Raw genomic sequence first — 26,160 nt, forward strand, 5'->3', positions numbered from 1 at the left:
GCGCGCTCTCAGGAAAGGTCCACGAGCACCTTGCCGTTGCGCACGAACGGAAGTTTTACCACGCGCGCCGGAACCTGTTTGTCGCGGATGACGACTTGAACGCTGTCGCCCGCCGCCACACCTGTCGGCACGCGCGCGAAGGCAATCGATTCCTGCATCGACGGAGAAAACGTGCCGCTGGTGATTTCGCCCTCGCCGTGTGCCGTCACGACTTTCTGATGCGCGCGCAGCACGCCGCCCGCACGGCCGTTTTCCTTGATAAGCACGAGTCCGACGAAATTCGCCTTCGAGCCGTTCGCTTCCAGCGCCGGACGGCCGACGAAATCGCGCGGCGTTTTCAGATCGACGGTCCAGGCGAGACCGGCATCGAGCGGCGACACGGTTTCGTCCATGTCCTGACCGTAGAGATTCATGCCGGCTTCGAGGCGCAAGGTGTCGCGCGCGCCGAGGCCCGCCGGTTTTACACCTGCATCACGCAAGGCGTTCCAGAGCGCTTCGACGTGCGTCGCCGGAACCACGATTTCGAAACCGTCCTCGCCCGTGTAGCCGGTGCGCGCGAGCATCACGTCGCCGAAGGGCGTGGCGTGGAATTGCACGGCGTTGAAGGGCTTGATGTCCTGCGTTTGCGCGCGCGTGTCCGGCAGCACTTGCCAGACCTTTTCGCGCGCATTCGGCCCCTGCACCGCGATGATGCCGAGATCGACGCGCGGCTTGATCGACAGATCGAAATCGCCCTGTGCGTTTAATTGCTGGAACCACGCGATGTCTTTTTCCGCCGTGCTCGCATTCACGACCACGCGAAAATACGTCTCCGAGAAGTAATAGACGATCAGATCGTCGATGACGCCGCCATCGCTCTTGAGCAGGCACGAATAGAGCGCCTTGCCCGGCGTGGTGAGCTTGTCGACGTTATTGGCGATGGCGTGACGGAAGAACGGGCGCACGCCCTCGCCTTCGAAATCGACCACGCGCATGTGCGACACGTCGAACATGCCTGCGTCGGTGCGCACCGCGCGATGCTCGTCGATCTGCGAACCGTAGTTGACGGGCATGTCCCAGCCGCCGAAATCGACCATGCGCGCATTGAGCGCAAGGTGGGCGGCGTGCAGGGGCGTGTGTTGAAGGTCGGTCATCGGGGCCTCGGTTCGCGAAACAAAAAAGGCCACGCTGCGCACATCTGCTGATGGAAACGCGGCGCGCGTGCGGGTTCGATCGATTCGACTCCACACGCAATGCGCGTTCCGCCCAGCGGTGCGATGCGTGACCCCTCTGTCCTCGGTACCTGAGAGATTGCGCGAATCTCGCACGTTCGTGCGGATTCATCGCGCGCCCCTTCGGTGGGCAACTGGCCTTCGCGTTTCCGACGAAAACCGCTGCCGCTCTCCAGAGTGCGAGGAAATGACTTTCCTCGACGCGGCCGGTCCTTTTGCCTGAGAGTTTGCGGGTGTGCCCCTTCGGCGGCGTGGTTTCTCGCCATAAGCGGAAACCGCGCGCTCTCCCGACGCGTGCGGCAGAATTTACGCGACCGAATTTGGGTTGTCAAACGGATTTGGGAGGGGGGTGATTGCGGGACGTCGAGTTTGCGTGTCCGACGTCGGCGGCGGATTCATACGCGCGAGGAATGCGTCGGCGAGTGGGATGAAGGCAGTTGCTTCCGCAACGAGTTTGGCCGCATGTCGCTGTCCGAATGGCTTTGTCAAATGGTAATCGGCGTGTGTCCTGACGCGCTTCAGGCCGACGAGCTTGTATGCGAGACCTTTGCCGTCTTTTCCTTCGGCAAGGAATCGATCGGTGAGTTGCCGGTGAATTCCGGTCACATACGGAGTCGGCGGCAGACAGCGATCAGCCACGTCGAGCGCCTTGTGGTAAGCCGCGTAATAAGCACGCGATGCACCCGAGCGCCATTCGCATTCGCTGCTGCCTGCGGCCAATTGCTGCGCAAGCCCGATCAAATCGAAAACGTCGATGCTCATGCTGCCAACTCGATGAGAACGCCAGTCGGTCGATATGACGCAAGAGGGCTGCAAGTAAAGGTAATCAACTCCGGAAACGCGTCGTCGAATTTCTCGGTCAGCGCGTCCGCAATGGAGAAGGCGAGATTGGCGCACTGAATGACCGGTTGATCGACGTAAAGCTCGTATTGGAGCGTGTAGTCAGGGTAAAGATCGGGCGCGGCGTAACGAACCGAAAACCCTTCTGCCTCAATCGCCAAGACCGACGTTTCCAGCAACGCGGTACGCAATTCGACATCCACGTGGCTCGCACGAAATGCATCCGACAACGCATCGAAATCCGCCGCGCGAAGCTCGTCTTTCTCAGGCGACCGATGCATCTCGATCTTCCGCAAAAGCCCCGCCGCTTCTTCCAGATGCAACGCCGCGTAGAACACATTCACCGCATTGACCGCCTGCCGCAAATCACCATCGCTCAACGCAACGAGACGGCGCGCGTAAGTGACCGCATGACGCGGCAACCCCAAGTTGACCAACAGCGAAGCCGCATTGCTCACGATCATGACATCGTGTTTCGCGAGCGCGTAAGCCGCGTCCACTGCGCGGACGCATCCATCCTTATCGCCGCGAAGAAACGCGCCGAACGCCAGAACCAGCCAACACCACTCCGGCTGCTCGGCGTTCTTGCCAAGAAGCGCACGCGCCTCCTGCTCGATTCGCCTGATGACGAACTCATTCCCGCGCGCCGTGATCGTCATATCGATCAGTTCGCGCAGCCATTCCTGTGACATCACTTTCGGTAGATTCAAAGCCGCATGCTCCAAACGTTAGCTTGTAATCCTAACGTTCGTCACAAAGTCACCGTCAAGCGCTTTTTAGACAATTTGTGTGTCGTTGCCGGCAGGCAGAAAATCCTTTCACCGGCGTTCGAACACCACTCGTTTCCCGTCCCGCTCACTCTCCAACGCCAGTTCGATAATCCTCATCACATCCACCGCGTCTTGCGGCGTCACCGGGAACGGCTTGCAATCCTGAATCGATGCCGCCAGCGCGCGATAGAACTCGCCATAAGCACCATCCTTCGTGGCGAATTCCTGCCGCAGATCATGTTCGCCATCGGCTTCGCGCAGCATGCCCGGCGGATTCTTCGCGAATTCCGGATTGCCCGGCCGCATGCCCGAACGCAACTGATCTTCCTGCGTATCCAGCCCGTTCTTCACGTAGCTCCCGCGCGTGCCGTGAATCGAAAAACGCGGCGGATCGAGCGCGGCGAGCGCGGTCGCATGCAGCACGACTTCCTTGTCCTCATAACCGAGTACGAGATGCACGTAATCCGGCGCATGCGCGTGATCGCGATGCGCCTTGACGAACGCCGTCACCGTTTGCGGCGCGCCGAACAGCGTCAGCGCCTGATCGATCAGATGCGGCCCGAGGTCGAACAGCAAGCCGCCACCGCGCGCCGGTTCCTCGCGCCAACGCGCCGGAACCTTCGGCCGGAAGCGATCGAAATGCGATTCGTAATGCGTGATGCGCCCAAGCCGCCCGCTCTCGATCAACGCGCGCACCGTCATGAAATCGCCATCCCATCGGCGATTGTGGAACGGCGCGAACACCAGCGAACGCGATGCCGCCAGATCGGCGAGCGCGCGTGCATCGGCGGAAGAAAGCGTCACGGGTTTATCGACGACGACATGCTTGCCCGCCTCCAGCGCCCGTCGCGCGAGGTCGAAGTGCGTGTCGTTCGGCGTGGCGATGACGATGCATTCGAGCGCATCGAGGGCGAGCAGCGCGTCGAAGTCCGCGACGATCTGTGCGTTCGGATAATCGGCCTGCGCGCGCTCGGTCTGGCTGGTCGCGATGGCCGTCACTTCGGCGCGTCCGCAATGTTCGATGACGGGCGCGTGAAAGGTCGCGCCGGCGAGGCCATAGCCCATGACGCCGACTTTGAGAGGGGAATTCATGCGGGCATCTTCCGGTCGTGAAAAGGGTTCGTTATTGTGGCATGGCGCGCACGAGCATCGAAGAAGGGCCAAAACCGTGCGCGATTTCATCGTGTTAACATCGCGTCTCGCGTTTCCGCAGTCCACCCCGCGACGGCCTTGCCGCTCGCACACACCCAAAAAGCCCGAACGATGTCCGCAGGTCTGAACGCCGCGCAAAGCGAAGCCGTGCGCTATCTCGATGGTCCCTGTCTCGTGCTCGCGGGCGCGGGCAGCGGCAAGACACGCGTCATCACGCAGAAGATCGCGCATCTGATCGAAGGACGCGGCTTCGAGCCCAAGCATATCGCCGCGCTCACCTTCACGAACAAGGCCGCGCTCGAAATGCGCGAACGCACGGGCAAGCTCCTCGAAGGCAAAACGCTCACGACGCCCGGCAAGGAAGGCCGCAAGATTCCGGTCAATCAGTTGACCATCTGCACGTTTCACTCGCTGGGCGTGCAGATCATGCGGCAGGAAGCGGAACATGTGGGCCTCAAGCCGCAGTTTTCCATCATGGATGCCGACGATTGCTTCGGCATGGTTCAGGAGCAGCTCGGCACCACGGACAAGGGCTTGATCCGCAAGATTCAGTCGATCATCTCGCTGTGGAAGAACGGCATGGTGTCGCCGGATCAGGCGGCGGCGATTGCCAGCAACGAGGATGAATACCAGGCGGCCATCGTCTATCGAAGCTACGCGGCGACGCTGCACGCCTATCAGGCGCTCGATTTCGACGATCTGATCCTACGGCCCGCGCAGCTTTTCGCGCAGAACGAACAGGTGCGCGACAAGTGGCAGAACCGCTTGCGCTATCTCCTGATCGACGAGTATCAGGACACCAACACCTGTCAGTACGAGTTGCTCAAGCTGCTGGCCGGTCCGCGCGCCGCGTTCACGGCGGTCGGCGACGACGATCAGGCCATCTACGGCTGGCGCGGCGCGACCATCGAAAATCTCGCGCAACTCGGCAAGGATTTCCCGAAGCTGCATGTCGTGAAGCTGGAGCAGAACTATCGCTCGACGGTGCGCATTCTGACGGCGGCGAACAATGTCATCGCCAACAATCCGAAGCTGTTCGAGAAGAAGCTGTGGTCCGAGCACGGCATGGGCGATACCGTCACCGTGACCGGCTGCAATGACGAGGAGCACGAGGCGGAGTCCGTCGTGTTCCGGCTCTCGGCGCACAAGTTCGAGCGGCGCGCGCAGTTTCGCGATTACGCCATTCTGTATCGCGGGAATTTTCAGGCGCGCATCTTCGAGCAGGTGTTGCGGCGCGAGCGCATTCCGTATGTACTGTCGGGCGGGCAGTCGTTTTTCGATCGCGCGGAGATCAAGGATTTGATCGCGTATCTGCGGTTGATCGCGAACCCGGACGACGATCCCGCGTTCATCCGCGCGATCACCACGCCGCGTCGGGGCGTCGGCAATACCACGCTCGAAGCGCTCGGCGCGTTCGCGGGCGCGGCGAAGGTGTCGCTGTTCGAGGCAGTGTTCATGGGCGGCATCGAGGCGCGCTTGTCGGCGCGTCAGGTCGAGCCGTTGCGCGCGTTCTGCGAGTGGATGCGCCGTCTCTCCGATCGCGCCGCGAAAGATCCCGCATCCACCGTGCTCGAAGACATGATGGAAGCGATCCACTACGAAGCGTATCTCTACGATGCCTTCGACGAGCGTCAGGCGCAGTCGAAATGGCAGAACGTGCTGGAGTTTCTCGAATGGCTCAAGCGCAAGGGCACCAAACCCGAACCCGCCGTCGATGCCGATGTCGAGCAAACCGGCTACGACACCGCCGACGGCTTCGGCGATGACGGCAAGAACCTGCTCGGCCTGATCCAGACCGTCGCGCTCATGTCCATGCTCGAAGGCAAGGACGAAGACCCGGATGCGGTGCGCTTATCGACCGTGCATGCATCGAAAGGGCTGGAGTATCCGCACGTGTTTTTGGTGGGCGTCGAGGAAGGGATCATGCCGCATCGCGGCGCGACGGATGACGATGCGCCCGTGGATGTCGCGCGCATCGAAGAAGAACGGCGGCTGATGTATGTCGCGATCACGCGGGCGCAGCGCAGTCTGCATCTGAACTGGTGCAAGAAGCGCAAGCGCGCGCGCGAAGTGGTGGTGTGCGAGCCGTCGCGGTTCATCCCCGAAATGCTCCTCGACGATGCCCCGCCGCCCACCGCCGAGGAAGCGCCCTTGTCGCCCAAGGATCGCATGGCGATGCTCAAGCAGATGCTGCAGAAGGGCTGACGCGCGACGCGGCTATGTCATTACTTGGCCGCGTTCACCATGTAGTCGACCGCCGCTTTCACGTCCGCATCCGGCGCGTTCGATCCGCCCTTGGCGGGCATCGCGCCCTTGCCGTGCAGCGCGTAGTTGTAGACCGTGTCGATCGGATCTTTCAGGCGCGGCGCCCAGGCTTCCTTGTCGCCGAACTTCGGCGCGCCGAGCACGCCCGCCGCGTGACACGCCTGACAGACTTGCTCGTAGAGCGCCTTGCCGGCCTGCGCGTTGTCGGCGCTCTGCGCGCCCGCTGCGGGTGCCGACGACGCTTGCGGCACCGATGCAAGCGCCGCGACGGCTGCGGCGGCCTGTGCGTTTTCGTTGGAACCAGCAGCAGCAGCCGGTGCTGAAGCCGCCGCTGCCGCCGCACCCGATGCGGGCTGCGCCGGTTCCGCAAACTGCGCACCGCCGTGATTAGCCATGTAGACCACCGCGCGCGCGATTTCGAAGTCGCTGTAATCGTCCGGACTCGTGCCGCCGCGTGCGGGCATGCCGCCCTTGCCGTTGAGCGCGTTGTGCAGAAGCGTGTCGTAACCTTCGCTGATGCGCGGCGCCCATGCACCGGAATCGCCGAACTTCGGTGCGCCTGCGGTGCCGGTCGCGTGACACGCGGAGCACACCGCCTTGAACACTTCCTCGCCGGTTTTATAGACGCGCGGCGCGTTGGCATCCCGCACATCCACTTGTGCGGATGGCGCGATTCGCTCGTTGACCGACTGTTCGATGTCCGTGCCCGCGCCCGTACGCGTCGAGTTGTTCACATAGACCGCAAGCAGGATGATGATCGCGACCGGAACGCCGAACCCCGCGATGACCGCGGCGATGAGTTGGCCTGGTGTCTTGATCGGGGCTCCGTGGGGTGCTTCGCTCATGCTTGTCTCGTCTCCCGTTTTTAATGTGAGTCGGTTCAGTGACAGCGTGACAGCTTATGCATGGCGCGTGTTGCGCGCCTTTGAGGCACGGTCGATTATAGACGGAACGTTTAACCCACGGCATGGCGCGCCCGATGCGACGTGACGGGCGTTTACCCGAATCGTGTGAGCTTACGTAGTGCTGCCGATGACCGTCGCCCAAGCCCGTGCGATGGACGAATTCACGGAAAGCAGGTATCCTCCCGGATTCGCATGGGACTGGCAGGCGCCTTTCAGCGCTCCCTTCGCCAAAGTCCTTCTCCGATGCGCCCGTAGCTCAATGGATAGAGTACTGCCCTCCGAAGGCAGGGGTTGCTGGTTCGATCCCAGCCGGGCGCGCCATAAAAAGTTCAGAAATTCCGTGTATTGACGCAGACGTCGATTCGGCTAGAATTCTTCGCATCCCGCCCTTGGCAGTAAGCCGTCCACTCATCCAGGACAGGCCGAACCCAGGGGCATTTTGTTTCCGGAGATTCGCTTTGCCGACTGCCGTGTTGATCGATGGTGCGTACTTCATCAAGCGATTTCGTCATATCGAGCCTCACAACGCTCACGAAGCAGGGCGCGCCGCTGAACAGGCCTTCAGATGGGCAATGGCGCATTTACACGAAACTCGGTCTCAGTCAAAGCGAGAGCTTTATCGGATCTTCTTTTATGACTGCCCGCCTGCGGAAAAGAAGCACCACAATCCGATCAGCAAAAAGGCGGTCGATTTTTCTAAATCAGCGGAAGCCGTATTTGGTCTCGAACTTCACGAGCTACTCAAAAAGAAGCGCAAGCTCGCGCTTCGCCTTGGGCATTTGGCGGGAGACTCCGGCTGGACCATCAAACCCGCAGTGATAGCCGAAATGCTCAAAGGCCGTAAAAAGTTCGAAGAACTGACCGAGCAAGACGTCATGCTGGACGTTCGCCAAAAGGGCGTGGATATGCGGGCCGGGCTCGATATCGCGTCGCTTGCTTATAAAAAGCAAGTCAGGCAAATCGTATTGATGGCGGGAGACGCTGACTTCGTTCCCGCCGCCAAGCTCGCGCGTCGCGAGGGCATCGACTTCATCCTCGACCCGATGTGGCAGCCGATACCCGACGGATTGAACGAACACATCGACGGACTGCGTTCGACCTGTCCGCAACCTGAAAGGCGCGCGAGACTCGATTTGGCTAACGTAATGTTGGCCAGCGTCGATTCCTCTCTGTCGACGGCGAGCACGAGCAGCGCACTGCTTCAATAACGGGCGGCCCAAGCGAGGTCAGCCTCCCTGCCGACCGACCACCACGCCCCACCCAAACCCCATCTCCCCCAACCACCTTCTATACCCCACCGCCATCCGATCGCACTTCTGATGCAACTCCGCATCCAGCTCAAGCGGCAAGCACTTCGGCCATTGCGATTCCACCACCGGCGTGTCCTGCAACAGAATCTCCATGTTGAAGTCGTAAAGCGCCTGATCCGAATGCGTCGAATCGTCTTCGTGGATGGACACCAGCCACGCGCGCGTCTCCGTCTGCGTCACGGGCGAGACGGCAAGCATGATATGCAGCGCGCCCTGTCCACCCGACGCCATCTTCGTCAGACTCGCGATCAGCGGCCGCTTCACGCGATACACATAGTCGAACATCGCGCCCTCTTGCCCGGGAATCCCGGCCGGTTGCCAGAAGCGGCATTGCCTCGCTTCCAAACCGCCGCCCTCGATACGCACAACCTCGTAATCCGGCACCTCGGCATGCTCGCCGACACCCAAAATCCCCGCATGCACGAACGAAAAATGCGCCATGTCCAGAAAGTTTTCGACGACGCGCGGCGCCGATGACTTCACCGTCTGCGGCGCAAGATTGATACGCCGTCCGCCCGCGATGGAAGCCTCCGGAAAGAAATCGAGCGGATACGCCGGTTCGCCGAAACACATCCACACAACACCGTATTTTTCCTCGCTGACGAAGGTCGTCGCGCACGCGCGCTTCGGCGGACGCAGCGACGGATTGGAAGGAATATGCAGGCATTGCCCTTCGATGTCATACCGCCAGCCGTGATACGGACACACGATCCGATCGCCGCGCACCGCGCCAAGCGACAACTGCGCTCCGCGATGCGGACAGTAATCGCGCCAGACATGCGCCGCGCCGAGACTGTCGCGCCACACGACGATCCGCTCATCGCCGACGATGAACGCGCGCGCATCGCCCGGCGGCACGTCGTCGCCATTGCACACCGCCAGCCATTCACCGGCAAGAAGATGCCGTCCATCAACCATTTCACCGACCCTTGAGTTTGCGAGAAAGACCGCCGTTAACCAAGACTTACGTTCTAACCCGAAACACAGGTTTATCGCAAAAAGTAGCAAAATACGAGACAAGCCGCGCGACGGGGCCAACGAAAAAAATCAGTACGCAGGGGATCGAGAATGGAGCAGGCGCATCACGCGGCTCGCCGGCCGCATGGGTTCACATGGAGCGAACCCCGCAACCCGGAACGCGAGCAGGCCACGTTGCGGGTCGGCATGGGCGCGGCGGTGCTGGTGGCGTACTGGATTTTCGCGTGGCGCGTGCCGTCGCACGATGCATCGCTGGTGACGCGGCTGATCGCGCTTTATGTGTGTTATGGCGCGCTGACCTTGCTTATCGTGAGCCGCATGAATACGCCGTCGCGCGTGCGGCTTCTCATCACGACCGTCGCGGATCAGGCCTTGCTCGGCATGTTGCTCGGCGTCGGCGGCGCGGTCGCGTTGCCCTTGCTCTGGGTCGTGTTCTGGTTTCTCATCGGCGCGGGATGCCGTTACGGCAAGCGCACGCTGTTCGTGTCCTGCGCGACGGCGCTGATCGTCGTCGCCCTACTCGCGATGTGGCAGCCGTGGTGGAGCGCGAACCGGCCTGCGGCCATCGGGCTTGCGCTCAGTGTGCTCGGTGCGTCGGTGTATCTGAGCGTGCTGGTCGATCGGCTGGGCAACGCCAATCGCGATCTCGCGCGGCAGGCATCGACGGACCCGCTCACAGGACTCTGCAACCGCTACGCGCTGGAACGCATCGTCAATACGTCGATGAAAGCCGACGATTCCACTTCAAGCGATGCCTCCGCGCTGCTGCTGATCGACCTCGACGGTTTCAAGGAAGTGAACGACACCTACGGTCACGCCGTCGGCGACATGCTGTTGCAGTCGTTCGCGCATTCGCTCGGGCGCGGCATGCGCCACACGGACACCATCGCGCGCCTCGGCGGCGATGAATTCGTCGTGCTCGCGCGCAATGTGCGTGATCGAAGCGCCGTGCTCGCCGTCGCCGATGCCGTGCATTCGTCGCTCGCCACGATCACGACCGTGCAGGAGCGGCCGGTGTCGGTATCGGCGAGCATCGGCGCGTGTCTGCTGGCGAGCGCCGCGAACGTGCGCGAAGCCGACATGAGCGCGGTGCTGCGCGCCGCCGACCGCGCGATGTATCGCGCCAAGAGCCTCGGCGAAGGCAAGACGGTCTTCGCCGAAACGCGCGACTTCGAAACGGCATGAAAAAACGCGGATGCCCGTTCAGGACATCCGCGTCACCAGCAAGCTCAAACTTCCGCGCTGGTCCACGACTGTTCGCGCAGCTTCGAGCGCAACCGCGCCACCGCCTGGCTATGCAACTGGCACACGCGCGATTCGCTCACTTCCATCACCGCGCCGATTTCGCGCAGATTCAAACCCTTCTCGTAATACAGGCTCATCAGCAGCTTTTCGCGCTCGGGCAGCTTGTCGATGGCCTCGATCAGCGCACCGCGCAGACTATCGTCAAGCAGCGCCGAGAGCGGGTCCGAACGATCGACGCAATAACGGTCGAGGAACGGCTCGTCGTCCGCGGAACGATCGAAGTCTTCGTAGTAGATCAACTGGCTGCCGTGCAAGTCCTGAAGCATCGACTGATATTCGTCGAGCGGCAGGTTCATGTGTTCGGCGATTTCGGTTTCGCTGGCGGAGCGGCCGAGGTTCTGCTCGACCTTGTGCACAGCGGATTCCACTTCGCGCGAGGTCTTGCGCATGCTGCGCGGGAGCCAGTCGTTGGCGCGGAGTTCGTCGAGCATCGCGCCGCGAATGCGCTGGCTCGCGTACGTTTCGAATTGCGCGCCCTGATCTTCCTTGTAGCGGCTTGCCGCATCCATGAGGCCGATCATGCCTGCCTGAATCAAATCGTCCAGATCGACGCTCGCCGGCATCTTGGCAACGAGCTGAAGTCCCAGACGTCGAACGAGCGGTGCGTACTTCGTGAGCACATCGTTCTGTGAGAGCTTACCTTTGGCGTTATACATCCTGATCACCTTAACTTAGTCACATCGACGCCGTGCTGCTCATTGCATGATCGGAAAGCGCATCCACGCGATGCGCCGCCCCCGTTCCGCCTTGGTCAGTGTCGCCAAACGAAGTACGCGCGTCTTGCTGGCCGAGCGATGCGGCGCGCACATATTGCGCGGGATGCATCGGCCAGAACAGAAGCTCTGCCGCGATCCGGCGATAGTCACGCGCCGCGGCCGTGGCCGGGAACGCTTCCACCGCGCAGCGCGAGAGTTCCTTTGCCCGAGTGACGCGCGCATCCTCGGACACATACCCTGCCTGCACGAGCGACACAGCCAGATACCGGCTTGCGACGCCCGACAAATTCTCGAACGCGACCGCTGCGTCGGCTTCGTTCTGCACGTGATTGATGAGCACGCGGAACTGGCCGATCGCGTGGGCGTAGTGCATGCGCTTCATGCACGCATACGCCTCGGTGATCGCCGACGCGGCCACCCGCGTCACCATCAGATAGTCATGCGCCTGCGCCGCCAGCGACGAGAGCGCGCCGCTGCGATCGAGTTGCGCATCGATCAGCACGATGTCGGCGGGGCCGTCGAGCAGCGCGCGGCATTGCGCGGCGTCGTGGCTGATGCGCTCATCGCGCGGCGCCGAAATCAGCGAGAAACCCAGCGGCGTGCGCGTGAGCGCTTCCGTCACCGTGCGACGGCCCGACATCACCGCCGCGAACGCACCCGTGGTGGGCACGCCCGACAATTCGCTCACCGAGCCGGGAACCTGCCGCTCGTCGATCACGAGCACATCCTTGCCATGCGCGGCGAGCGCGGCGCCGAGATTCACCACCGTCGATGTGCAGCCGATGCCCGACGGGCCACCGACCACCGCCACGACGCGCGAACCCGAACGCGTCAACAACCTTCTCAGCCCTTCCGCCTGGTCGAGAACGAACTTATCCAAAGTGCACTCCATACAGTTCGGTCGTGGCGCGCGCGGAAAGCGCGGAGAGGAGCGCCGGGACTTCTTCGTCGTGCGGCACGAAGGGCGAACCGTCGCGCGGAATGCAGAACGCGCTCTTGATGAGGAAGCGACGCGTGGCGACGTAGAGGTTCTCGGGCACTTTCTGTCCGGTCGAAACGTAATGCACCGGCATCTTGTAGCGGATGACCGTATCGAGCACGCCGCCCAGGTTGGTCGCTTCATCCAGCTTGGTGAGGATGCAGCCCGCGAGCGGCGGCTGGTCGGCGGTGCTTTGATACGCCTGCACCACTTCGTTGAGCGTGTCGCCGTGGCTCGTCGCGTTGAGCAGCAGGATGCGTTGCACCGGCTGACCCGCGCCGCACAGCATGGCGATCTGGTCGGCGACCATGCGGTCGCGCTGGCTCATGCCGATGGTGTCGATCAGCACGATATGTTTGTTGCGAAGCTCGGAGAGCGCGAGTTGCAGGTCCGCGCCGTCCTTCACCGCATGGCACGACACGCCGAGAATCTTGCCGAAGATGCGCAGTTGTTCGTGCGCGCCGATCCGGTAGCTGTCCGTCGTGAGCAGCGCGACCTTGCTGGCGCCGAAGCGCATCACGCAGCGCGCGGCGAGCTTGGCCGTGGTCGTGGTCTTGCCGACGCCCGTCGGGCCCATCAGCGCGAACACGCCGCCGCGTTCCATCAGCGCGTCTTCGCTGTCCATCACCGGCAGATTCGATTCGATGACTTGCTGCACCCACTCGAACGCCGCTTCGAAGTTCGCCATCTCCGGCATGTTGTCGACGATCATGCGCACCATCTGCGCAGAAAAACCGGAGGCGAACAGGCGCTTGGTGACCGCGCCGTTCAGCGGGCTGCGGCGCTGGCGGTCGCCCCACATCAGACCGGCGAAGTGCTCTTCCATCATGCCGCGCATCGAGGACAACTCGTTCATCACCGTTTCGTTGACGAGCTGTTCCATGCGTGTGCGGATGGCATCCGTGACGGCGGCGGCGGCGTTCGCGGGCAGGCCGTCGAACTGGCCTTGCGCTTCCTTCGGCGCTTGGCTTTCGGCGTTGATCTTTTGCGCGGCGCGGCGGGCGGCGACTTGCGCGGCCTCGCGCGCCCATTCCGGCGTATCGACTTTCTGCGATGCAGCGGGCTTGTTCTGCACCGGCGTCTGAGCGCGCGGCGCTTCCGGCGCGGCTTCCTTCTCGGCGGCGGGAACGGGCGGCAGCGGTAGTTCGGCGGGCTTGGCCGGCACCGGCGCGCCCATGCCGCGCGCGATGGCGGCGGACGGCGAAAGCGGGCGCGTCGTCGGCGTCGAAGCTGCAGCCTGCTGCGCGATGCGCTTCGCGTGCTCGATCAGCCACGGGTTGGTATCGGCCATCGTGCGCGATTCGTCGCTCGGTGCTTCCTTGGCGTCGTTGTTCGCGCCGAACACGGAGGAGAACACATCGCCGCTGGCGTAGGGGTTCGCGTTGGCGTTGACCGCGTGCTTCGCGGCGGCTGCGGCGGCGGCCTGAGCGAGCGCGGCGCGCGGCGTGGCGCTGGCGAACACGGCGGGCGGCTCGATCGTCGTCATCGGCGCGGGCGAGATCGTGGCCAGATCGCTTTCCGCGACCGCGACGATTTCGACCGAGCCATCATCCATCGTGCGATTCGACAGCACCGCGGCATCGGGGCCGAGCGCTTCACGAACCTGGCGCAGTGCGTCACGGCTGTTCGCGCCGATGAATTTACGAATGTTCAAACTAGCCCCCGATGAGGAAATACTGCGTTCGTTGCATGGCGGGTAACGCTTGCTTCATTTCGTCAGCCGCTTGTCAGTGAAAGCATTATTGCGAACAACGGAAGGCGACTATCGGCGGATAAGGGGTGGGAAAACGGGGTATTTCGCTCGATGGAAACCGAAGAAACGGCGGCGGGCGGCGTGAACCCCCAAAACTTGAGAGCAAGCGGCAAAAGATTCCGAACTTCGCGCGTGCGCGGGACGGGACCTAAAGCGTAAAGTTGAGGACTTCCGGCGTACTTAATGGAGACTTCCTGCATGGCGTCCGCTGTTCCTTCCGCTGCCCCGTCCAGTTCCGAATGCCAGACCACCGGCGCGCGTCTCGTCGTCGATGCGCTCGTTCATCACGGTGTCGAACGCGTGTTCTGCGTGCCCGGCGAGAGCTTTCTCGCGGTGCTCGATTCCCTGCACGACGAAACCTGCCAGATTCAGACGATCGTCTGCCGCCACGAAGCGGGCGCGGCGAACATGGCCGAAGCCGTCGGCAAGCTGACGGGGCGGCCGGGCGTCGCCATCGTTACGCGCGGGCCGGGCGCGACGCATGCCTCCATCGGCGTGCACACGGCTTTTCAGGACTCCACGCCGATGATCCTGCTGATCGGTCAATGCGCCCGCGACCATATGGATCGGGAAGCGTTTCAGGAGATCGACTATCGCCGCATGTTCGGGCAGATGGCGAAGTGGGTCGCGCAGATCGACGATCCGCGACGCGTGCCCGAATACATGAGTCACGCGTTTCATGTGGCGACGTCGGGCCGACCGGGGCCGGTCGTGTTGGCGCTGCCGGAGGATATGCTCACCGAAGCGGTCCCGGCCGCGCCGCCCGCGCCGCGTTATCAGCGTGTGGCGGCGTCACCGTCATCGGCGCAAATGGAGCGTGTGCGTGAACTGCTCGCGCAGGCGAAAAAGCCCTTCGTGATCGCGGGCGGAAGCGGCTGGAGCGCGCAGGCGACGCAGGATTTCGCGCGCTTCGTCGAACGCTGGCAGTTGCCTGCGGGCTGTGCGTTCCGCTATCAGGACACACTGGACAACGAGCATCCGAATTACGCGGGCGATGTCGGGCTCGGCATCAATCCGGCGCTCGCCGCGCGCGTGCGTGATGCCGATGTGCTGTTCGTGCTCGGCCCGCGCATGGGCGAATCGACGACGGGCGGCTACACGCTCATCGACATCCCGAAGCCGAAGCAGACGCTCATCCACGTTCATCAGGGCGCGGAGGAACTCGGGCGCGTGTATAGCGCGGATCTGCCGATCGTCTCCGGCATGCCGGAAATCGCGTCGCTGCTGGCGGCGCTCCAACCGCCTGCAAACGTTGCGTGGGCGGGCGAGGCGGAAGCCGCGCATGCGTCGTATCTCGAATGGCGCAAGCCGCGCCCGATGCTCGGCGATGTGCAACTCGGCGAAATCATGCGACAACTCGCGGAGCTCATTCCGGCCGATTCGATCCTCACCAACGGCGCGGGCAATTACGCGACGTGGCTGCATCGGCACTATTCGTATCGGCACTATCGCTCGCAAGTCGCGCCGACGAGCGGCGCGATGGGCTACGGCGTGCCTGCGGCCATCGCGGCGAAGTCGCTGTATCCCGAGCGCACGGTGATTGCCTTTGCGGGCGACGGCTGCTTCATGATGTCGAGCCACGAACTCGCCACGGCCATGCAGTATGGGCTGGCGGTGATCTTCATCGTGGTGAACAACGCGCAGTTCGGCACCATTCGCATGCATCAGGAGCGGCATTATCCGAATCGCGTGCATGGAACCGGGCTGACGAACCCGGATTTCGCGGCGTATGCGCGTTCGTTCGGCGCGCATGGCGAACTCGTCGAGACGACGGCTGACTTCATGCCCGCGTTCGAGCGCGCGGTGGCGTCGGGGTTGCCTGCGGTCATCGAGATTCGTGTGCCGCAAGAGCAGAGCACGCCAGCCGCGACGCTCGAACAGATTCGCCAGCAAGGGAAGCGATAAGCGCAATCCTTTCCACTTGCTTGCAATCGACTTTCGATGGAAGTAGAGTGATCCGCTCACTACCACCGGGAGTTAGCGATGCTTAAGATTGTGGCGTTGTCGTCGTTGTTGACCTTATCGGCTTTTTCGGGCGCGGTTCACGCGAAAGCGGATTGCACCGCGCATCCGAAAGCCGAATGGATGAAGGAATCCGATGCCCGCGCGCAACTCGAATCGCAGGGCTACAAGATCCGCAAGTTCAAGGTCGATGGCAACTGCTACGAAATCTACGGGCACGACAAGAACGGCAAGAAGGTCGAGATCTATTACGACGCCAAGACGCTGGCGGTCGTGAAATCGGAAGTGGAATGAGCCTGCACGCAGCGCGCGTGAAGGTGTGGGATGGCGTCGTGCGGCTCACGCACTGGGCCGTCGCGGGGATCGTGCTGTGGAATCTGTTCGGGCCGACGGATTCCACGCATCGACTGCTTGGGTATGTCGCGGCGGCGCTCGTGCTGCTGCGTGTGCTTTGGGGTTTCGTCGGCACGGAGCACGCACGGTTCGCTGCGTGGTGGCCTGGGCCATCGCACTTAATCGGCTATGTTCGTTCGCTTGCTGCGGGCAGGCCGCTTCATCACCTTTCGCACAATCCGCTCGGCGGCGCGATGGCCATTGTGCTGTGGCTGCTGATTCTCGCGCTCGCTGTGTCCGGCTGGATCATGCGGCTCGATGCCTTCTGGGGCGAAGACTGGCCGCAAGCGGTTCACGCGTGGCTCGCGGTCGGCATCGAAGTGTGCGTGTGCGTGCACGTGGCGGCGGCGCTTCTGATGAGTGTGTGGACGCGCGAAAATCTTATCGGCGCAATGCTGACGGGCTTCAAGCGAGGCAAGAAAGCGCCCGAATAAATCTGCCTGATGACAGTTTTAATTCAGCATTTGCCACTATCCGACGCACGCAACCGCTTTCGATAATCGAGTCAGCGCGTCATTCACGAACGCGCATCTCATCGAAAACAGGAGCGTTCGCGCGATGCCTCACACCGCCCGTCAATTGACGAAGATCGGCGTCTTTTATGACGGCAATTACTTTGATCTGATCAGCAGGTTCTACGTACACAAGCACGAGAAGAAAAGCCGGATTTCCATTCCCGGCCTTCACGAATACATTCGGTACAGAGTGGCAGAGGGCGAGCGCGTCGACATGAACAACTGTCACGTGATCGACGCGCATTACTTTCGCGGCCGGTTCTCCGCGCAAAAGACGAAGGAGAAAGGCGTCGAAGCCTTCTACAAAGACCGCGTGCTCGACGATATTCTCATGCGCGAAAACGTCATGGCGCATCATCTGCCGATGAACTTCGTCGGCAAGGAAAAAGGCATTGACGTGTGGCTGGCTTTGGAAGCCTTCGAACTCGCCATCTACAAGAAATTCGACGTCATCGTGCTGATCGCGAGCGACAGCGACTATATCCCGCTCGTGCGCAAGCTCAAGACACTCGGCACGCGCGTCATGGCGCTGAACTGGCTCATTTCCTACCAGAACGATGACCAGCCCGCCCGCGAAACGCGCCCCAGCCAGATGTTGCTCAGAGAGGTGAGCTATCCCGTCATCATGTCCGAGGTCATCGACGACATGGACAACGCGCAGGGAAAAGAGCGCGAAGTCTTGAGCGGCCTGTTCCAGCGCCAACGGGAGCAAAAGCTGTCCAGCGAAGCGGCCGAGACGGCGTGGCACATCGGGTACATCGAGAATCTTGGCGAGCACTTCGGCTTTATCAGAGCGGAAGGCTTCGAAAAGAACGTGTACTTTCGTTATGTGACGCTGGACGACGCCTCGCCCGACGAACTGGAACGCGGCATGGAAGTCAGCTTTCTCGCCGGTCCCGATAACGAGAAAAGCGCCACTGCCTCGAAAGTCAGGAGAACGTCTCAGTCCTGATGCAAAAACGGCCCGGTCGCGTTCGCGAACCGGGCCATTTTTGAACTACTCGGGAAACCGAAGCTTACTTCCCGCCCACGCTCTGCAGCGTCGTCCACTTGCCGCCGACGACCTTGTACAGCGTGATGCCGCCGTTCTTCAGATCGCCCTTCGAGTCATAGGCCAGGTGCTTGGCCGTCACGCCCTGCATGTCGGTCTTCGCCAGCGCCGGAAGATACTTCGCCGGGTCGGTCGAGTTGGCGGCCTTCATGGCGTTGAACATGGCCATGGCGCCGTCGTAGGCGTACGGCGAGTACGTTTCGACGTCCTCGTTGAAGCGCTTCTTGTACTTCGCCTGATAGTCCGCGCCGCCCGGCATTTCGTTCATCGGCAGGCCGGCGAGCGACGCCACCGTGCCTTCCGACGCGTCACCCGCGATCTTGATGAACGTGTCCGTCTTGACCATTTCGCCCGCCATCAGCGGCGCGCGGAAGCCGAGCGACTTCATTTGCTTGGCCATCGGGCCGGCTTGCGAATCCGCGCCGCCGTAGTACACGAGGTCCGGGTTCATCGACTTGATCTTGGTGAGAATCGCCTTGAAGTCCACGGCCTTGTCGTTCGTGAATTCGCGATCGACGATGTTCCCGCCCGCCGCCTTCGCCGCCTTCTCGAACTGGTCCGCGAGACCTTGGCCGTAAGCCGTGCGGTCATCGACGATGGCGATCTTCTTGACCTTCAGGTTCTTCACCGCGAACTCGCCCGCGACCGAGCCTTGCTGCGTGTCGGAGGTCATCATGCGGAACGCGGTCTTGAAGCCCTGCGTGGTGTATTCCGGCGCGGTCGCCATAGCGATTTCGGGAATGCCCGCGTTCGCGTAGATGCGCGAGGCCGGAATGGTCGTGCCCGAGTTGAAGTGGCCAAGCATGCCCTTGATGCCGTCATCGACGAGGCGCTGCGCCACGGTCGTGCCGGTGCGCGGGTCGGCCTGATCGTCCGCCGAATCCAGCACGATGCGAACCGGCTTGCCGCCGATCACCGGCTTGGTCGCGTTGAAGTCCTCGATCGCCAGCGTGATGCCGTTTTCCATGTCCTTGCCGTAGTGCGCCTGCGCGCCCGTCAACGGTGCGGCAAAACCGACCTTCACATCTTCTGCCTGTTGGGCGAACGCGGTCCCCGCGAAGGACAGGCCGGCGAGCGTCAGGGCTGCTGCCAGCTTGGTCATCGTGTGCTTCATAGCTTCTCCTAATACACCAGTGTGAATGGCAGCGTGTGCCGGGGTCGCCGTGCCTGCCGCCGCTTGTAATGAATCTGCCGGATCAACCGATCGTCATCAAATTCGCATTGCCGCCCGCCGCCGCCGTGTTCACGCTCACCGAGCGTTCCGTCAGCAGACGTTCGAGCGCGTAGTCCTCGCCGTCGTGGCCAGCGTCGGCGAACGTGCCCGCCGCCACGCCCTGCACCGATACGATCGGCCCCGGACGCTTGGCGACTTCCTTCACCAGCGACAGCAATTCGTCGCTGTCGCCTTCGAACAGCACGGCATCGAAGTCTTCACCGGCTTTGCGGACACCGGCATAAGGCTTGAGCGATGCCGGTAACGCCGCCGCCAGTTGCTCTCCGGCCGAGCCGAAGAACAGCGCGCGGTTGCCTGTCGCCAGGACGGCAGCGAACTGAGCGCGCGCGCCGCTCGGCGTTGCCGCGACGCACAGCACCGTGCCGCGCGCGCCGAGCGTGTAGGTGTTGCGCTCGCCGGTCGGGCCGGACAGCACGGCGGTCGCGCCAGCGAGCACGTGTTGCAGGTAACCATCGCAGCGCGCGGCGGTGTGCGGATCGCGCTCGCCGATGGCCCAGTCGCGCAGCGCGGTGAGCGCGGTCGCGGGTGCATCCTTCGATGCCGCTTTATCCACCATCAACGTGCTGGCGAGCGACTTCGGCAAACCGGTCGGACGCTTGGCGAGCAGACGTTGCAGATACAGCGCGCCGCCCGCTTTCGGCCCCGTGCCAGACAGCCCTTCGCCGCCGAACGGCTGCACGCCGACGACCGCGCCGATCACGTTCCGGTTCACGTAGATGTTGCCCACATGCGCCCGCGCGATCACATGCGCGATGGTCTCGTCGATGCGCGTATGAATACCGAGCGTCAGCCCATAACCCGTCGCCCGAATTTGGTCGAGGAGTTTATCAAGGTTGGCGCGGCGATAACGGATCACATGGAGCACCGGCCCGAAGACCTCGCGCTTCAGTTCGTCGATACCATCGAGCTCGATCAGCGTCGGCGGCACGAAGGTGCCTTGCGCGCAGGCTTCGGGCATGTCGAGTTGCGTGACCTTGCGGCCCTTGTCGCGCATCCCGGCGATGTGCGCATCGATGCCGCTGCGCGCGTCGCCGTCGATCACCGGACCGACATCGATCGACAGACGATCGGGGTTGCCCACGGCGAGTTGGTTCATCGCGCCGGTGAGCATTTCGAGCGTGCGGTCGGCGATATCGTCCTGAAGGCAAAGCACGCGCAGCGCCGAGCAACGCTGACCGGCCGAATCGAACGATGACTGGAGCACGTCCGCGACGACTTGTTCCGCGAGCGCGGACGAATCGACGATCATCGCGTTCTGGCCGCCGGTTTCGGCGATCAGCGGAATCGGGCGGCCATCGGAATCGAGCCGTTCGGACAGCGTCTTGTTGATGAGCCGCGCGACTTCGGTCGAGCCGGTAAACATGACGGCGCGCGTGCGCGGGTCCGCGACGAGCGCTGATCCGACCGTTTCGCCATCGCCCGGCAGGAGTTGCACCGCGCCCGAGGGCACGCCCGCTTCGCGCAGAATGCGCACGGCTTGCGCGGCGATCAGCGGCGTTTGTTCGGCGGGTTTCGCGAGCACCGGATTGCCCGCGGCCAGCGCGGCGGCGACTTGCCCCATGAAGATCGCGAGCGGGAAATTCCACGGGCTGATGCACACCACCGGACCCAGCGGCCGATGCGTATCGTTCGAAAACTCGCCGCGAATCTGCGCGGAGTAGTAGCGCAGGAAATCGATGGCCTCGCGAATCTCGGCGACCGCGTTCGGCAGCGACTTGCCCGCTTCGCGCACGACAAGCCCCATGAGCGTGTGCATTTGCGCTTCGAGCAGATCGGCGGCGCGCGCGAGGCAATCCGCGCGGTCATCGACGGGCGTGGCCTGCCAGATCGGCGCGGCGGCGACCGCGTTCGACAGCGCCGCGCTCACTTGTTCGGGCGATGCCTCCACCACCGTGCCCACCAGATCGCGCAGATCGGCGGGATTGCGGATATCGCGCGGTGCGCCGTTGCCGTTTGTCTCGCCTTCGAGCATCGGTTCCGCGCGCCACGGATGATTCGCACTCGCCAGCAACGCGGACGACAGCGACGCCAGCCGATGCTCGTTCGACAGATCGAGGCCCATCGAATTGAGACGCTCGTCGCCGTACAACTGACGCGGCAACGGAATCTTTGCGTGCGGCGCACCGAGCGGTGCGATGGCCTGCGCTTCGTCGATCGGATCGCGCACGAGTTCCTTCACGGGCACGGTTTCATCGGCGATACGGTTCACGAACGACGTATTCGCGCCGTTTTCGAGCAGGCGGCGCACGAGATACGCGAGCAGCGTTTCGTGCGTGCCGACCGGCGCATACACGCGGCACGGACGATTGAGCTTGTCGCGGCCCGTCACTTCCTCGTAAAGCGGCTCGCCCATGCCATGCAAACACTGGAACTCGTACTGGCCGGGATAGTAGTTCTGGCCCGCGAGGTGATAGATGGCGGACAGCGTGTAGGCGTTGTGCGTCGCGAATTGCGGATAGACGGCATCCGGCGCGCCGAGCAGTTTTTTAGCGCAAGCAAGATAAGAAATGTCGGTGTAGATCTTGCGCGTGTAGACGGGATAGCCTTCCAGCCCATCGACCTGCGCGCGCTTGATTTCCGAATCCCAGTACGCGCCTTTCACGAGGCGGATCATCAAACGATGACGGCTGCGGCGCGCGAGATCGATGAGGTAGTCGATCACGAACGGACAGCGTTTCTGATACGCCTGCACGACGAAGCCGATGCCGTTCCACCCCGCGAGTTCGGGATCGAAGCACAGCGCTTCGAGCAGATCGAGCGAGATTTCGAGGCGGTCGGCTTCTTCCGCATCGATATTCAGACCGATGTCATAACGCCGCGCGAGTTGCGCCAGCGCCTTCACGCGCGGCAGCAGTTCGCTCATCGCGCGCTCCTGCTGCGAACGCGAATAACGCGGATGCAGCGCTGACAGCTTGATCGAAATACCCGGCCCTTCGTAAATGCCGCGCCCGCCCGCCGCCTTGCCGATGGCGTGAATCGCCTGCTCGTAAGACGCGTAGTAACGCAGCGCGTCTTCTTCCGTGGTGGCCGCTTCGCCGAGCATGTCGTAGGAGTAGCGGAAGCCGCGCGCTTCGAATTTACGGCTGTTGGCGAGCGCTTCGGAAATGGTTTCGCCGGTGACGAACTGCTCGCCCATCAGACGCATGGCCATGTCCACGCCTTTGCGGATCAGCGGTTCGCCGCCGCGGCCGATCAAACGCGTCAGCGCGGACGACAAACCGGCCTCGCTGTTCGTCGTGACGAGCTTGCCGGTAATCATCAAACCCCAGGTCGCGGCATTCACGAACAGCGACGGCGCTTGTCCCATGTGCGAACGCCAGTCGCCCTTGCTGATCTTGTCGCGGATGAGCGCATCGCGCGTGGCGCGGTCGGGAATGCGCAGCAGCGCTTCGGCGAGGCACATCAGCGCGACGCCTTCCTGGCTCGACAGCGAAAACTCATGGATCAACCCTTCGACGCCGCCGCCCGAACTCTTGGCGCGCAACGCTTCGACGAGCCGCGTCGCGAGCTTTTCGGCTTCAGCGGCGACGTTGCCGGACAAGCGCGCCTGCCCGATGAGAAACGGCACGCACTCCGGCTCCGGCCGTCGATACGCCGCCGTGATCGCCGCGCGCAGCACCGATTGCGGTTGCACGTTCTGCGCGAAGTCGAGGAACGGCGTGGGCGCGCCTTCGCCTTCGTTGTCCGTCGGCAAGGTTTCACCGAGTTCCGTCGATCCGTTCGCGCCCGTCAACTCGGGCGGCAGTTGCCCGTGCTCGATGCGCTCGAGATACGCGAAGATCGCCTGCTTGATGAGCCAGTGCGGAGTGCGTTCGAGGCGCGTCGCGGCTTCTTTCAGCCGGTTGCGCAGCAGATCGTCGACTTTGACGCCAAGGGTTGTGCTCGCCATGTTTCCTTCGTATGCCGGTCGTCCCTACCCGGCCGTGGACCTGAAAAGTTGGCGAATCCTACCCCGCTGTAATAAAAGGTGCAACCGAGAATTTCTCTAGGGTTGCACCATCTTGAACCCTTATGCCATAAGGCTTTGCGCGGTGCACTACCTGCTTGAAAATGGCGGTTGTCGCCTAGTAGTTTCCCTAAGGCAAATATTTTTGGGATAAACCCTACGTTAATGCTTTCTCCCGGCCGATATAAACGCAAGACGCGTCAGTTGACGAGTTCACGCGGAGGACCACCGCGGTTATCGGGAGAAAAAAAACATGAGCACTTGGATGGTGATTGTCAGCGTCTGGATGATGTTCGCGTTTTGCGTGGTGCTGTTCGTGCGCGGCGCATCGCCTCACGTCGATCGTCCGGAGAGCGAAGAAGAACTCGCGCCGGCGCGCGCCAACCCGTCGCGTCACTGAAACATACGTCGCTCAGACGTCCAGCGGATCCACTTCGACATTCCAGCGCAGCACGCCGCGTAACGAGCGCAGCGCCGGTTGCCACGCACGCAGCGCAGACTGCAGCGCGGCCCGCGATCCGCTTTCGAGCAACAACTGCGCGCGATGCACGTTGAACACTTTCACGATGGTGAGCGGCACCGCGTCGTACACCGTCACGCGATCCGCGCCGGGTAACGGCGCAAAAGCCGCCGCCGCCTGTTCCAGAAACGCCAGCGCCACATCCAGCGTGCGGCCTTCTGCGCGCAGCATCGCCTGATAGACGAAGGGCGGCAGGCGCGCGTCCCGGCGTTCGGTGAGCGTCGAAGCAGCGAAACCCACGTAGTCCTGACGCGACAACGCCTGATATAGCGCGTGACGCGGATAGCGCGTCTGGATCATCACTTCGCCGGGCAAACCGGCGCGGCCTGCGCGGCCGCTGACCTGAATCAATTGCGAAAACAGCCGTTCGCCCGCGCGGAAATCGTGCGAGAACAGTGCTGTGTCCGCGTTCAGCACGCCGACGAGCGTCACGCGCCGGAAGTCGTGGCCCTTCGCGATCATCTGCGTGCCGACGAGGATATCGACTTCGCCCGCGTGGACATCGGAAAACAAGGCTTGTGCGCTGCCTTTGCGGCGAGTGCTGTCGGCATCGATGCGCAGCACGCGCGCGCCGGGCACCACGCTCGCGAGCGTTTCCTCGACGCGTTGCGTGCCGCGTCCCATCGGCGCGATATCGATGTTGCCGCAATCCGGACACGCCTTCGGAATGCGCGCTTCCCAGCCGCAGTGATGACACCGCAGCGTGCGTTCGGGCTTGTGGAGCACGGCGTAGGCGCTGCATCGCGGACAGCCGGCGACCCAACCGCAGGCATCGCACGAAAGAATCGGGGCGTAGCCGCGCCGGTTCAGGAAGACGAGGCTTTGCTCGCCGCGTTCCAGCCGCGATTTGAGCGCCGCGATCAACGGGCCGGATAAACCTTCGACCGATGCGCGTCCGCGTCGCCGCTCGTCTTCCAGATCGATCAGCCGCACGGCGGGCAACGCCGCCTCCGCGACGGCGCGGCGTGTGAGCGTCAGCCGCGTGTAGCGTCCCTGTTCCGCCTGCCACCAGCTTTCGAGCGACGGCGTCGCCGATCCGAGCACGACCGGTATGTCCAGTTGCTTCGCGCGGTAGATCGCCAGATCGCGCGCGGAATAGCGCAGACCTTCCTGCTGCTTGTACGCCGGATCGTGTTCCTCATCCACGACGATGGCCGCGAGCGCGGGCATCGACGAGAGAATGGCCAACCGCGTGCCGAGCACGATGCGCGCGTTCCCCGTATGCGCCGCCAGCCAGTTGCGCGCGCGTTCGCCCTCCGCCAGCCCGCTGTGCATGGCGACGATGGAACCCGCCGCGAGCGCCGAGAAGCGCGCACGGAACGCGGCTTCGAACTGCGGCGTCAGGTTGATTTCGGGCACGAGAACGAGCGCCTGCGCGTTCGGTTTCGCGGCGAGCAGCGCGGCCAGTGCGTGCAGATAGACCTCGGTCTTGCCGCTGCCGGTCACGCCGTGCAGCAGGAAAGGCGCGAAGCCTTGCGCGTTCGAAATGGCATCGACGGCGGCGCGTTGTTCGTCGGTCAGGATGGGAAGCGTGACGGTTGCTTCGGCTGCCGGTGCGGTCGGTTGCTCCGGCGGCGCGTGCTCGATCCATCCGCGCGCGAGCCATTCATCGAACGTGGCGCTGGCTTTGGGATGAAGCGCGCGGGCATCGGACAGACTCAGCGACGGTTGTGCCGCGAGCGCGTCCGCCAGACGCCGCAACGCGATTGCCCGCGTGGGCAGCGTTTCGGGTAGACTCTCGCGCCCGGCGGCCAGCAGATGGTAATGCGGTTCGACGGCGAGCAGGCGATTCCAGCGCGATGCATCGCGCAAAGCCTGCGGAAGCGCCGGAAGCGCGACTTCGCCCAAACCACGCTGGTAGTACTCGGCGGCGAACGCGGCAAGCGCGACCCACTCGGCGGAAAGCGGCGGCAAATCGTGGCACAGCACGGCGACGGAGCGCAGTTTGTCGGCGGGAACATCGGTCGATGTGGTGATCTCGCAGATCATCCCGACCACATCGCGACGGCCGAACGGCACCTGCACGAGTTGGCCGACACAGGGCGCACGCTCCAGCGCGTACCGGTAATCAAACAACGCTGGCACAGGCTGGTCGATGGCGACGCGTACGAATAGCTCGCTCATTGCCAAGAATGACCCCACGCGCAAGCTGGCAGGCCATCCGACAGAGCAATCGGTTTGAGCGTCACGAAGTTAAAGTAAAACATCAAAAACGCCGGTAAGCCGAAGATTATTTTTAATTTTCCGATGCTTTCCACAGCCCTGTGGATAACTTTGTTAAGAACTGCATTGGATGACGCCGCAAAGGCCGTCTGGAAACCCTGGTGTGGGTTGGCCCACATTTCGGGTAAGCAT

At 62.9% G+C, this 26,160-nt stretch carries 20 protein-coding genes, 1 tRNA gene and 2 riboswitches; of the genes, 9 read left to right on the forward strand and 12 right to left on the reverse strand.

Annotated features, from left to right (window positions below):
- Nucleotides 1–8: 8 nt before the first annotated feature.
- The 4 genes from gcvT to ACZCWR_RS01645 all read right to left on the reverse strand — a co-directional run bounded on the left by gcvT (nucleotide 9) and on the right by ACZCWR_RS01645 (nucleotide 3,913).
- Nucleotides 9–1,133: a glycine cleavage system aminomethyltransferase GcvT gene (gene gcvT / locus ACZCWR_RS01630; RefSeq protein ID WP_487302011.1), complete on the reverse strand. Its 1,125-nt coding sequence runs from the start codon at nucleotides 1,131–1,133 to the stop codon at nucleotides 9–11.
- Between the two features lie 126 nt (nucleotides 1,134–1,259).
- Nucleotides 1,260–1,397: riboswitch (glycine riboswitch) on the reverse strand.
- 10 nt (nucleotides 1,398–1,407) lie between these two features.
- Nucleotides 1,408–1,511: riboswitch (glycine riboswitch) on the reverse strand.
- A gap of 6 nt (nucleotides 1,512–1,517) precedes the next feature.
- A complete protein-coding gene (locus ACZCWR_RS01635) occupies nucleotides 1,518–1,973 on the reverse strand; it encodes a hypothetical protein (RefSeq protein WP_487302012.1) in 456 nt (151 codons plus the stop codon).
- The gene (locus ACZCWR_RS01640) at nucleotides 1,970–2,761 is read right to left on the reverse strand and encodes a hypothetical protein (RefSeq protein WP_487302013.1); all 792 of its coding nucleotides are present in this window, start codon (nucleotides 2,759–2,761) and stop codon (nucleotides 1,970–1,972) included. Before ACZCWR_RS01640 ends, ACZCWR_RS01635 begins: the two co-directional genes overlap by 4 nt.
- A gap of 108 nt (nucleotides 2,762–2,869) precedes the next feature.
- A complete protein-coding gene (locus ACZCWR_RS01645; protein WP_487302014.1) occupies nucleotides 2,870–3,913 on the reverse strand; it encodes an oxidoreductase in 1,044 nt (347 codons plus the stop codon).
- A gap of 171 nt (nucleotides 3,914–4,084) precedes the next feature.
- Here ACZCWR_RS01645 and ACZCWR_RS01650 point away from each other — a divergent pair, with 171 nt between their 5' ends.
- On the forward strand, nucleotides 4,085–6,178 hold the full coding sequence (locus tag ACZCWR_RS01650; RefSeq protein ID WP_487302015.1) for a UvrD-helicase domain-containing protein: 2,094 nt from the start codon (nucleotides 4,085–4,087) through the stop codon (nucleotides 6,176–6,178).
- Between the two features lie 20 nt (nucleotides 6,179–6,198).
- On the opposite strand, the gene ACZCWR_RS01655 is transcribed toward ACZCWR_RS01650, so the two are convergent.
- A complete protein-coding gene (locus ACZCWR_RS01655) occupies nucleotides 6,199–7,083 on the reverse strand; it encodes a c-type cytochrome (protein ID WP_487302016.1) in 885 nt (294 codons plus the stop codon).
- 305 nt (nucleotides 7,084–7,388) lie between these two features.
- Here ACZCWR_RS01655 and ACZCWR_RS01660 point away from each other — a divergent pair.
- Both ACZCWR_RS01660 and ACZCWR_RS01665 read left to right on the forward strand, forming a co-directional pair.
- Nucleotides 7,389–7,464, forward strand: a tRNA-Arg gene (locus ACZCWR_RS01660).
- 137 nt (nucleotides 7,465–7,601) lie between these two features.
- A complete protein-coding gene (locus ACZCWR_RS01665; RefSeq protein ID WP_487302017.1) occupies nucleotides 7,602–8,351 on the forward strand; it encodes an NYN domain-containing protein in 750 nt (249 codons plus the stop codon).
- Nucleotides 8,352–8,369: 18 nt separating this feature from the next.
- On the opposite strand, the gene ACZCWR_RS01670 is transcribed toward ACZCWR_RS01665, so the two are convergent.
- Nucleotides 8,370–9,371, reverse strand: a complete 1,002-nt coding sequence (locus ACZCWR_RS01670) for a Rieske 2Fe-2S domain-containing protein (RefSeq protein WP_487302018.1) — start codon at nucleotides 9,369–9,371, stop codon at nucleotides 8,370–8,372.
- A 150-nt stretch (nucleotides 9,372–9,521) separates the two neighbouring features.
- Here ACZCWR_RS01670 and ACZCWR_RS01675 point away from each other — a divergent pair, with 150 nt between their 5' ends.
- Nucleotides 9,522–10,616, forward strand: a complete 1,095-nt coding sequence (locus ACZCWR_RS01675; protein ID WP_487302019.1) for a diguanylate cyclase domain-containing protein — start codon at nucleotides 9,522–9,524, stop codon at nucleotides 10,614–10,616.
- 44 nt (nucleotides 10,617–10,660) lie between these two features.
- Here the strand turns inward: ACZCWR_RS01675 and ACZCWR_RS01680 are convergent, their stop codons facing one another.
- From ACZCWR_RS01680 to flhF, 3 genes are read right to left on the reverse strand one after another with little or no spacing between them, the layout of a single operon-like run.
- Nucleotides 10,661–11,392 carry an RNA polymerase sigma factor FliA gene (locus tag ACZCWR_RS01680; RefSeq protein WP_487302020.1) on the reverse strand — a complete coding sequence of 244 codons (732 nt, stop codon included), beginning with the start codon at nucleotides 11,390–11,392 and terminating at the stop codon, nucleotides 10,661–10,663.
- Between the two features lie 19 nt (nucleotides 11,393–11,411).
- On the reverse strand, nucleotides 11,412–12,332 hold the full coding sequence (locus ACZCWR_RS01685; RefSeq protein WP_487302021.1) for a MinD/ParA family ATP-binding protein: 921 nt from the start codon (nucleotides 12,330–12,332) through the stop codon (nucleotides 11,412–11,414).
- Entirely contained in the window at nucleotides 12,325–14,085 is a 1,761-nt protein-coding gene (gene flhF / locus ACZCWR_RS01690) for a flagellar biosynthesis GTPase FlhF (protein ID WP_487302022.1), read from the reverse strand. Before flhF ends, ACZCWR_RS01685 begins: the two co-directional genes overlap by 8 nt.
- Before the next feature lie 297 nt (nucleotides 14,086–14,382).
- Between flhF and ACZCWR_RS01695 the strand changes: the two genes are divergently transcribed.
- From ACZCWR_RS01695 to ACZCWR_RS01710, 4 genes are all read left to right on the forward strand, one after another.
- A complete protein-coding gene (locus tag ACZCWR_RS01695) occupies nucleotides 14,383–16,089 on the forward strand; it encodes a thiamine pyrophosphate-binding protein (RefSeq protein ID WP_487302023.1) in 1,707 nt (568 codons plus the stop codon).
- Nucleotides 16,090–16,167: 78 nt separating this feature from the next.
- A complete protein-coding gene (locus tag ACZCWR_RS01700; RefSeq protein WP_487302024.1) occupies nucleotides 16,168–16,440 on the forward strand; it encodes a PepSY domain-containing protein in 273 nt (90 codons plus the stop codon).
- The gene (locus tag ACZCWR_RS01705) at nucleotides 16,437–16,973 is read left to right on the forward strand and encodes a cytochrome b/b6 domain-containing protein (RefSeq protein ID WP_487302025.1); all 537 of its coding nucleotides are present in this window, start codon (nucleotides 16,437–16,439) and stop codon (nucleotides 16,971–16,973) included. The genes ACZCWR_RS01700 and ACZCWR_RS01705 overlap by 4 nt, the downstream gene beginning before the upstream one ends.
- A gap of 124 nt (nucleotides 16,974–17,097) precedes the next feature.
- The gene (locus ACZCWR_RS01710; protein WP_487302026.1) at nucleotides 17,098–18,006 is read left to right on the forward strand and encodes an NYN domain-containing protein; all 909 of its coding nucleotides are present in this window, start codon (nucleotides 17,098–17,100) and stop codon (nucleotides 18,004–18,006) included.
- A gap of 64 nt (nucleotides 18,007–18,070) precedes the next feature.
- Here ACZCWR_RS01710 and ACZCWR_RS01715 read toward each other — a convergent pair whose 3' ends face one another.
- Together ACZCWR_RS01715 and putA are read right to left on the reverse strand one after the other, a co-directional pair.
- A complete protein-coding gene (locus tag ACZCWR_RS01715) occupies nucleotides 18,071–19,219 on the reverse strand; it encodes a branched-chain amino acid ABC transporter substrate-binding protein (RefSeq protein WP_487302027.1) in 1,149 nt (382 codons plus the stop codon).
- A gap of 82 nt (nucleotides 19,220–19,301) precedes the next feature.
- The gene (gene putA / locus ACZCWR_RS01720) at nucleotides 19,302–23,228 is read right to left on the reverse strand and encodes a trifunctional transcriptional regulator/proline dehydrogenase/L-glutamate gamma-semialdehyde dehydrogenase (RefSeq protein ID WP_487302028.1); all 3,927 of its coding nucleotides are present in this window, start codon (nucleotides 23,226–23,228) and stop codon (nucleotides 19,302–19,304) included.
- Nucleotides 23,229–23,538: 310 nt separating this feature from the next.
- Here putA and ACZCWR_RS01725 point away from each other — a divergent pair, with 310 nt between their 5' ends.
- A complete protein-coding gene (locus ACZCWR_RS01725) occupies nucleotides 23,539–23,685 on the forward strand; it encodes a hypothetical protein (RefSeq protein ID WP_487302029.1) in 147 nt (48 codons plus the stop codon).
- A gap of 12 nt (nucleotides 23,686–23,697) precedes the next feature.
- On the opposite strand, the gene ACZCWR_RS01730 is transcribed toward ACZCWR_RS01725, so the two are convergent.
- Entirely contained in the window at nucleotides 23,698–25,929 is a 2,232-nt protein-coding gene (locus ACZCWR_RS01730; RefSeq protein WP_487302030.1) for a primosomal protein N', read from the reverse strand.
- Nucleotides 25,930–26,160 lie beyond the last annotated feature (231 nt).

The organism is Caballeronia sp. A2-2, assembly GCF_057612605.2.

Coding starts and splice junctions, on each gene's coding strand:
- gcvT (WP_487302011.1), bottom strand. CDS start 1,133: ATGACCGACCTTCAACACACGCCCCTGCACGCCGCCCACCTTGCGCTC.
- ACZCWR_RS01635 (WP_487302012.1), bottom strand. CDS start 1,973: ATGAGCATCGACGTTTTCGATTTGATCGGGCTTGCGCAGCAATTGGCC.
- ACZCWR_RS01645 (WP_487302014.1), bottom strand. CDS start 3,913: ATGAATTCCCCTCTCAAAGTCGGCGTCATGGGCTATGGCCTCGCCGGC.
- ACZCWR_RS01650 (WP_487302015.1), top strand. CDS start 4,085: ATGTCCGCAGGTCTGAACGCCGCGCAAAGCGAAGCCGTGCGCTATCTC.
- ACZCWR_RS01655 (WP_487302016.1), bottom strand. CDS start 7,083: ATGAGCGAAGCACCCCACGGAGCCCCGATCAAGACACCAGGCCAACTC.
- ACZCWR_RS01670 (WP_487302018.1), bottom strand. CDS start 9,371: ATGGTTGATGGACGGCATCTTCTTGCCGGTGAATGGCTGGCGGTGTGC.
- ACZCWR_RS01675 (WP_487302019.1), top strand. CDS start 9,522: ATGGAGCAGGCGCATCACGCGGCTCGCCGGCCGCATGGGTTCACATGG.
- ACZCWR_RS01680 (WP_487302020.1), bottom strand. CDS start 11,392: ATGTATAACGCCAAAGGTAAGCTCTCACAGAACGATGTGCTCACGAAG.
- ACZCWR_RS01695 (WP_487302023.1), top strand. CDS start 14,383: ATGGCGTCCGCTGTTCCTTCCGCTGCCCCGTCCAGTTCCGAATGCCAG.
- ACZCWR_RS01700 (WP_487302024.1), top strand. CDS start 16,168: ATGCTTAAGATTGTGGCGTTGTCGTCGTTGTTGACCTTATCGGCTTTT.
- ACZCWR_RS01705 (WP_487302025.1), top strand. CDS start 16,437: ATGAGCCTGCACGCAGCGCGCGTGAAGGTGTGGGATGGCGTCGTGCGG.
- ACZCWR_RS01710 (WP_487302026.1), top strand. CDS start 17,098: ATGCCTCACACCGCCCGTCAATTGACGAAGATCGGCGTCTTTTATGAC.
- ACZCWR_RS01715 (WP_487302027.1), bottom strand. CDS start 19,219: ATGAAGCACACGATGACCAAGCTGGCAGCAGCCCTGACGCTCGCCGGC.
- putA (WP_487302028.1), bottom strand. CDS start 23,228: ATGGCGAGCACAACCCTTGGCGTCAAAGTCGACGATCTGCTGCGCAAC.
- ACZCWR_RS01725 (WP_487302029.1), top strand. CDS start 23,539: ATGAGCACTTGGATGGTGATTGTCAGCGTCTGGATGATGTTCGCGTTT.
- ACZCWR_RS01730 (WP_487302030.1), bottom strand. CDS start 25,929: ATGAGCGAGCTATTCGTACGCGTCGCCATCGACCAGCCTGTGCCAGCG.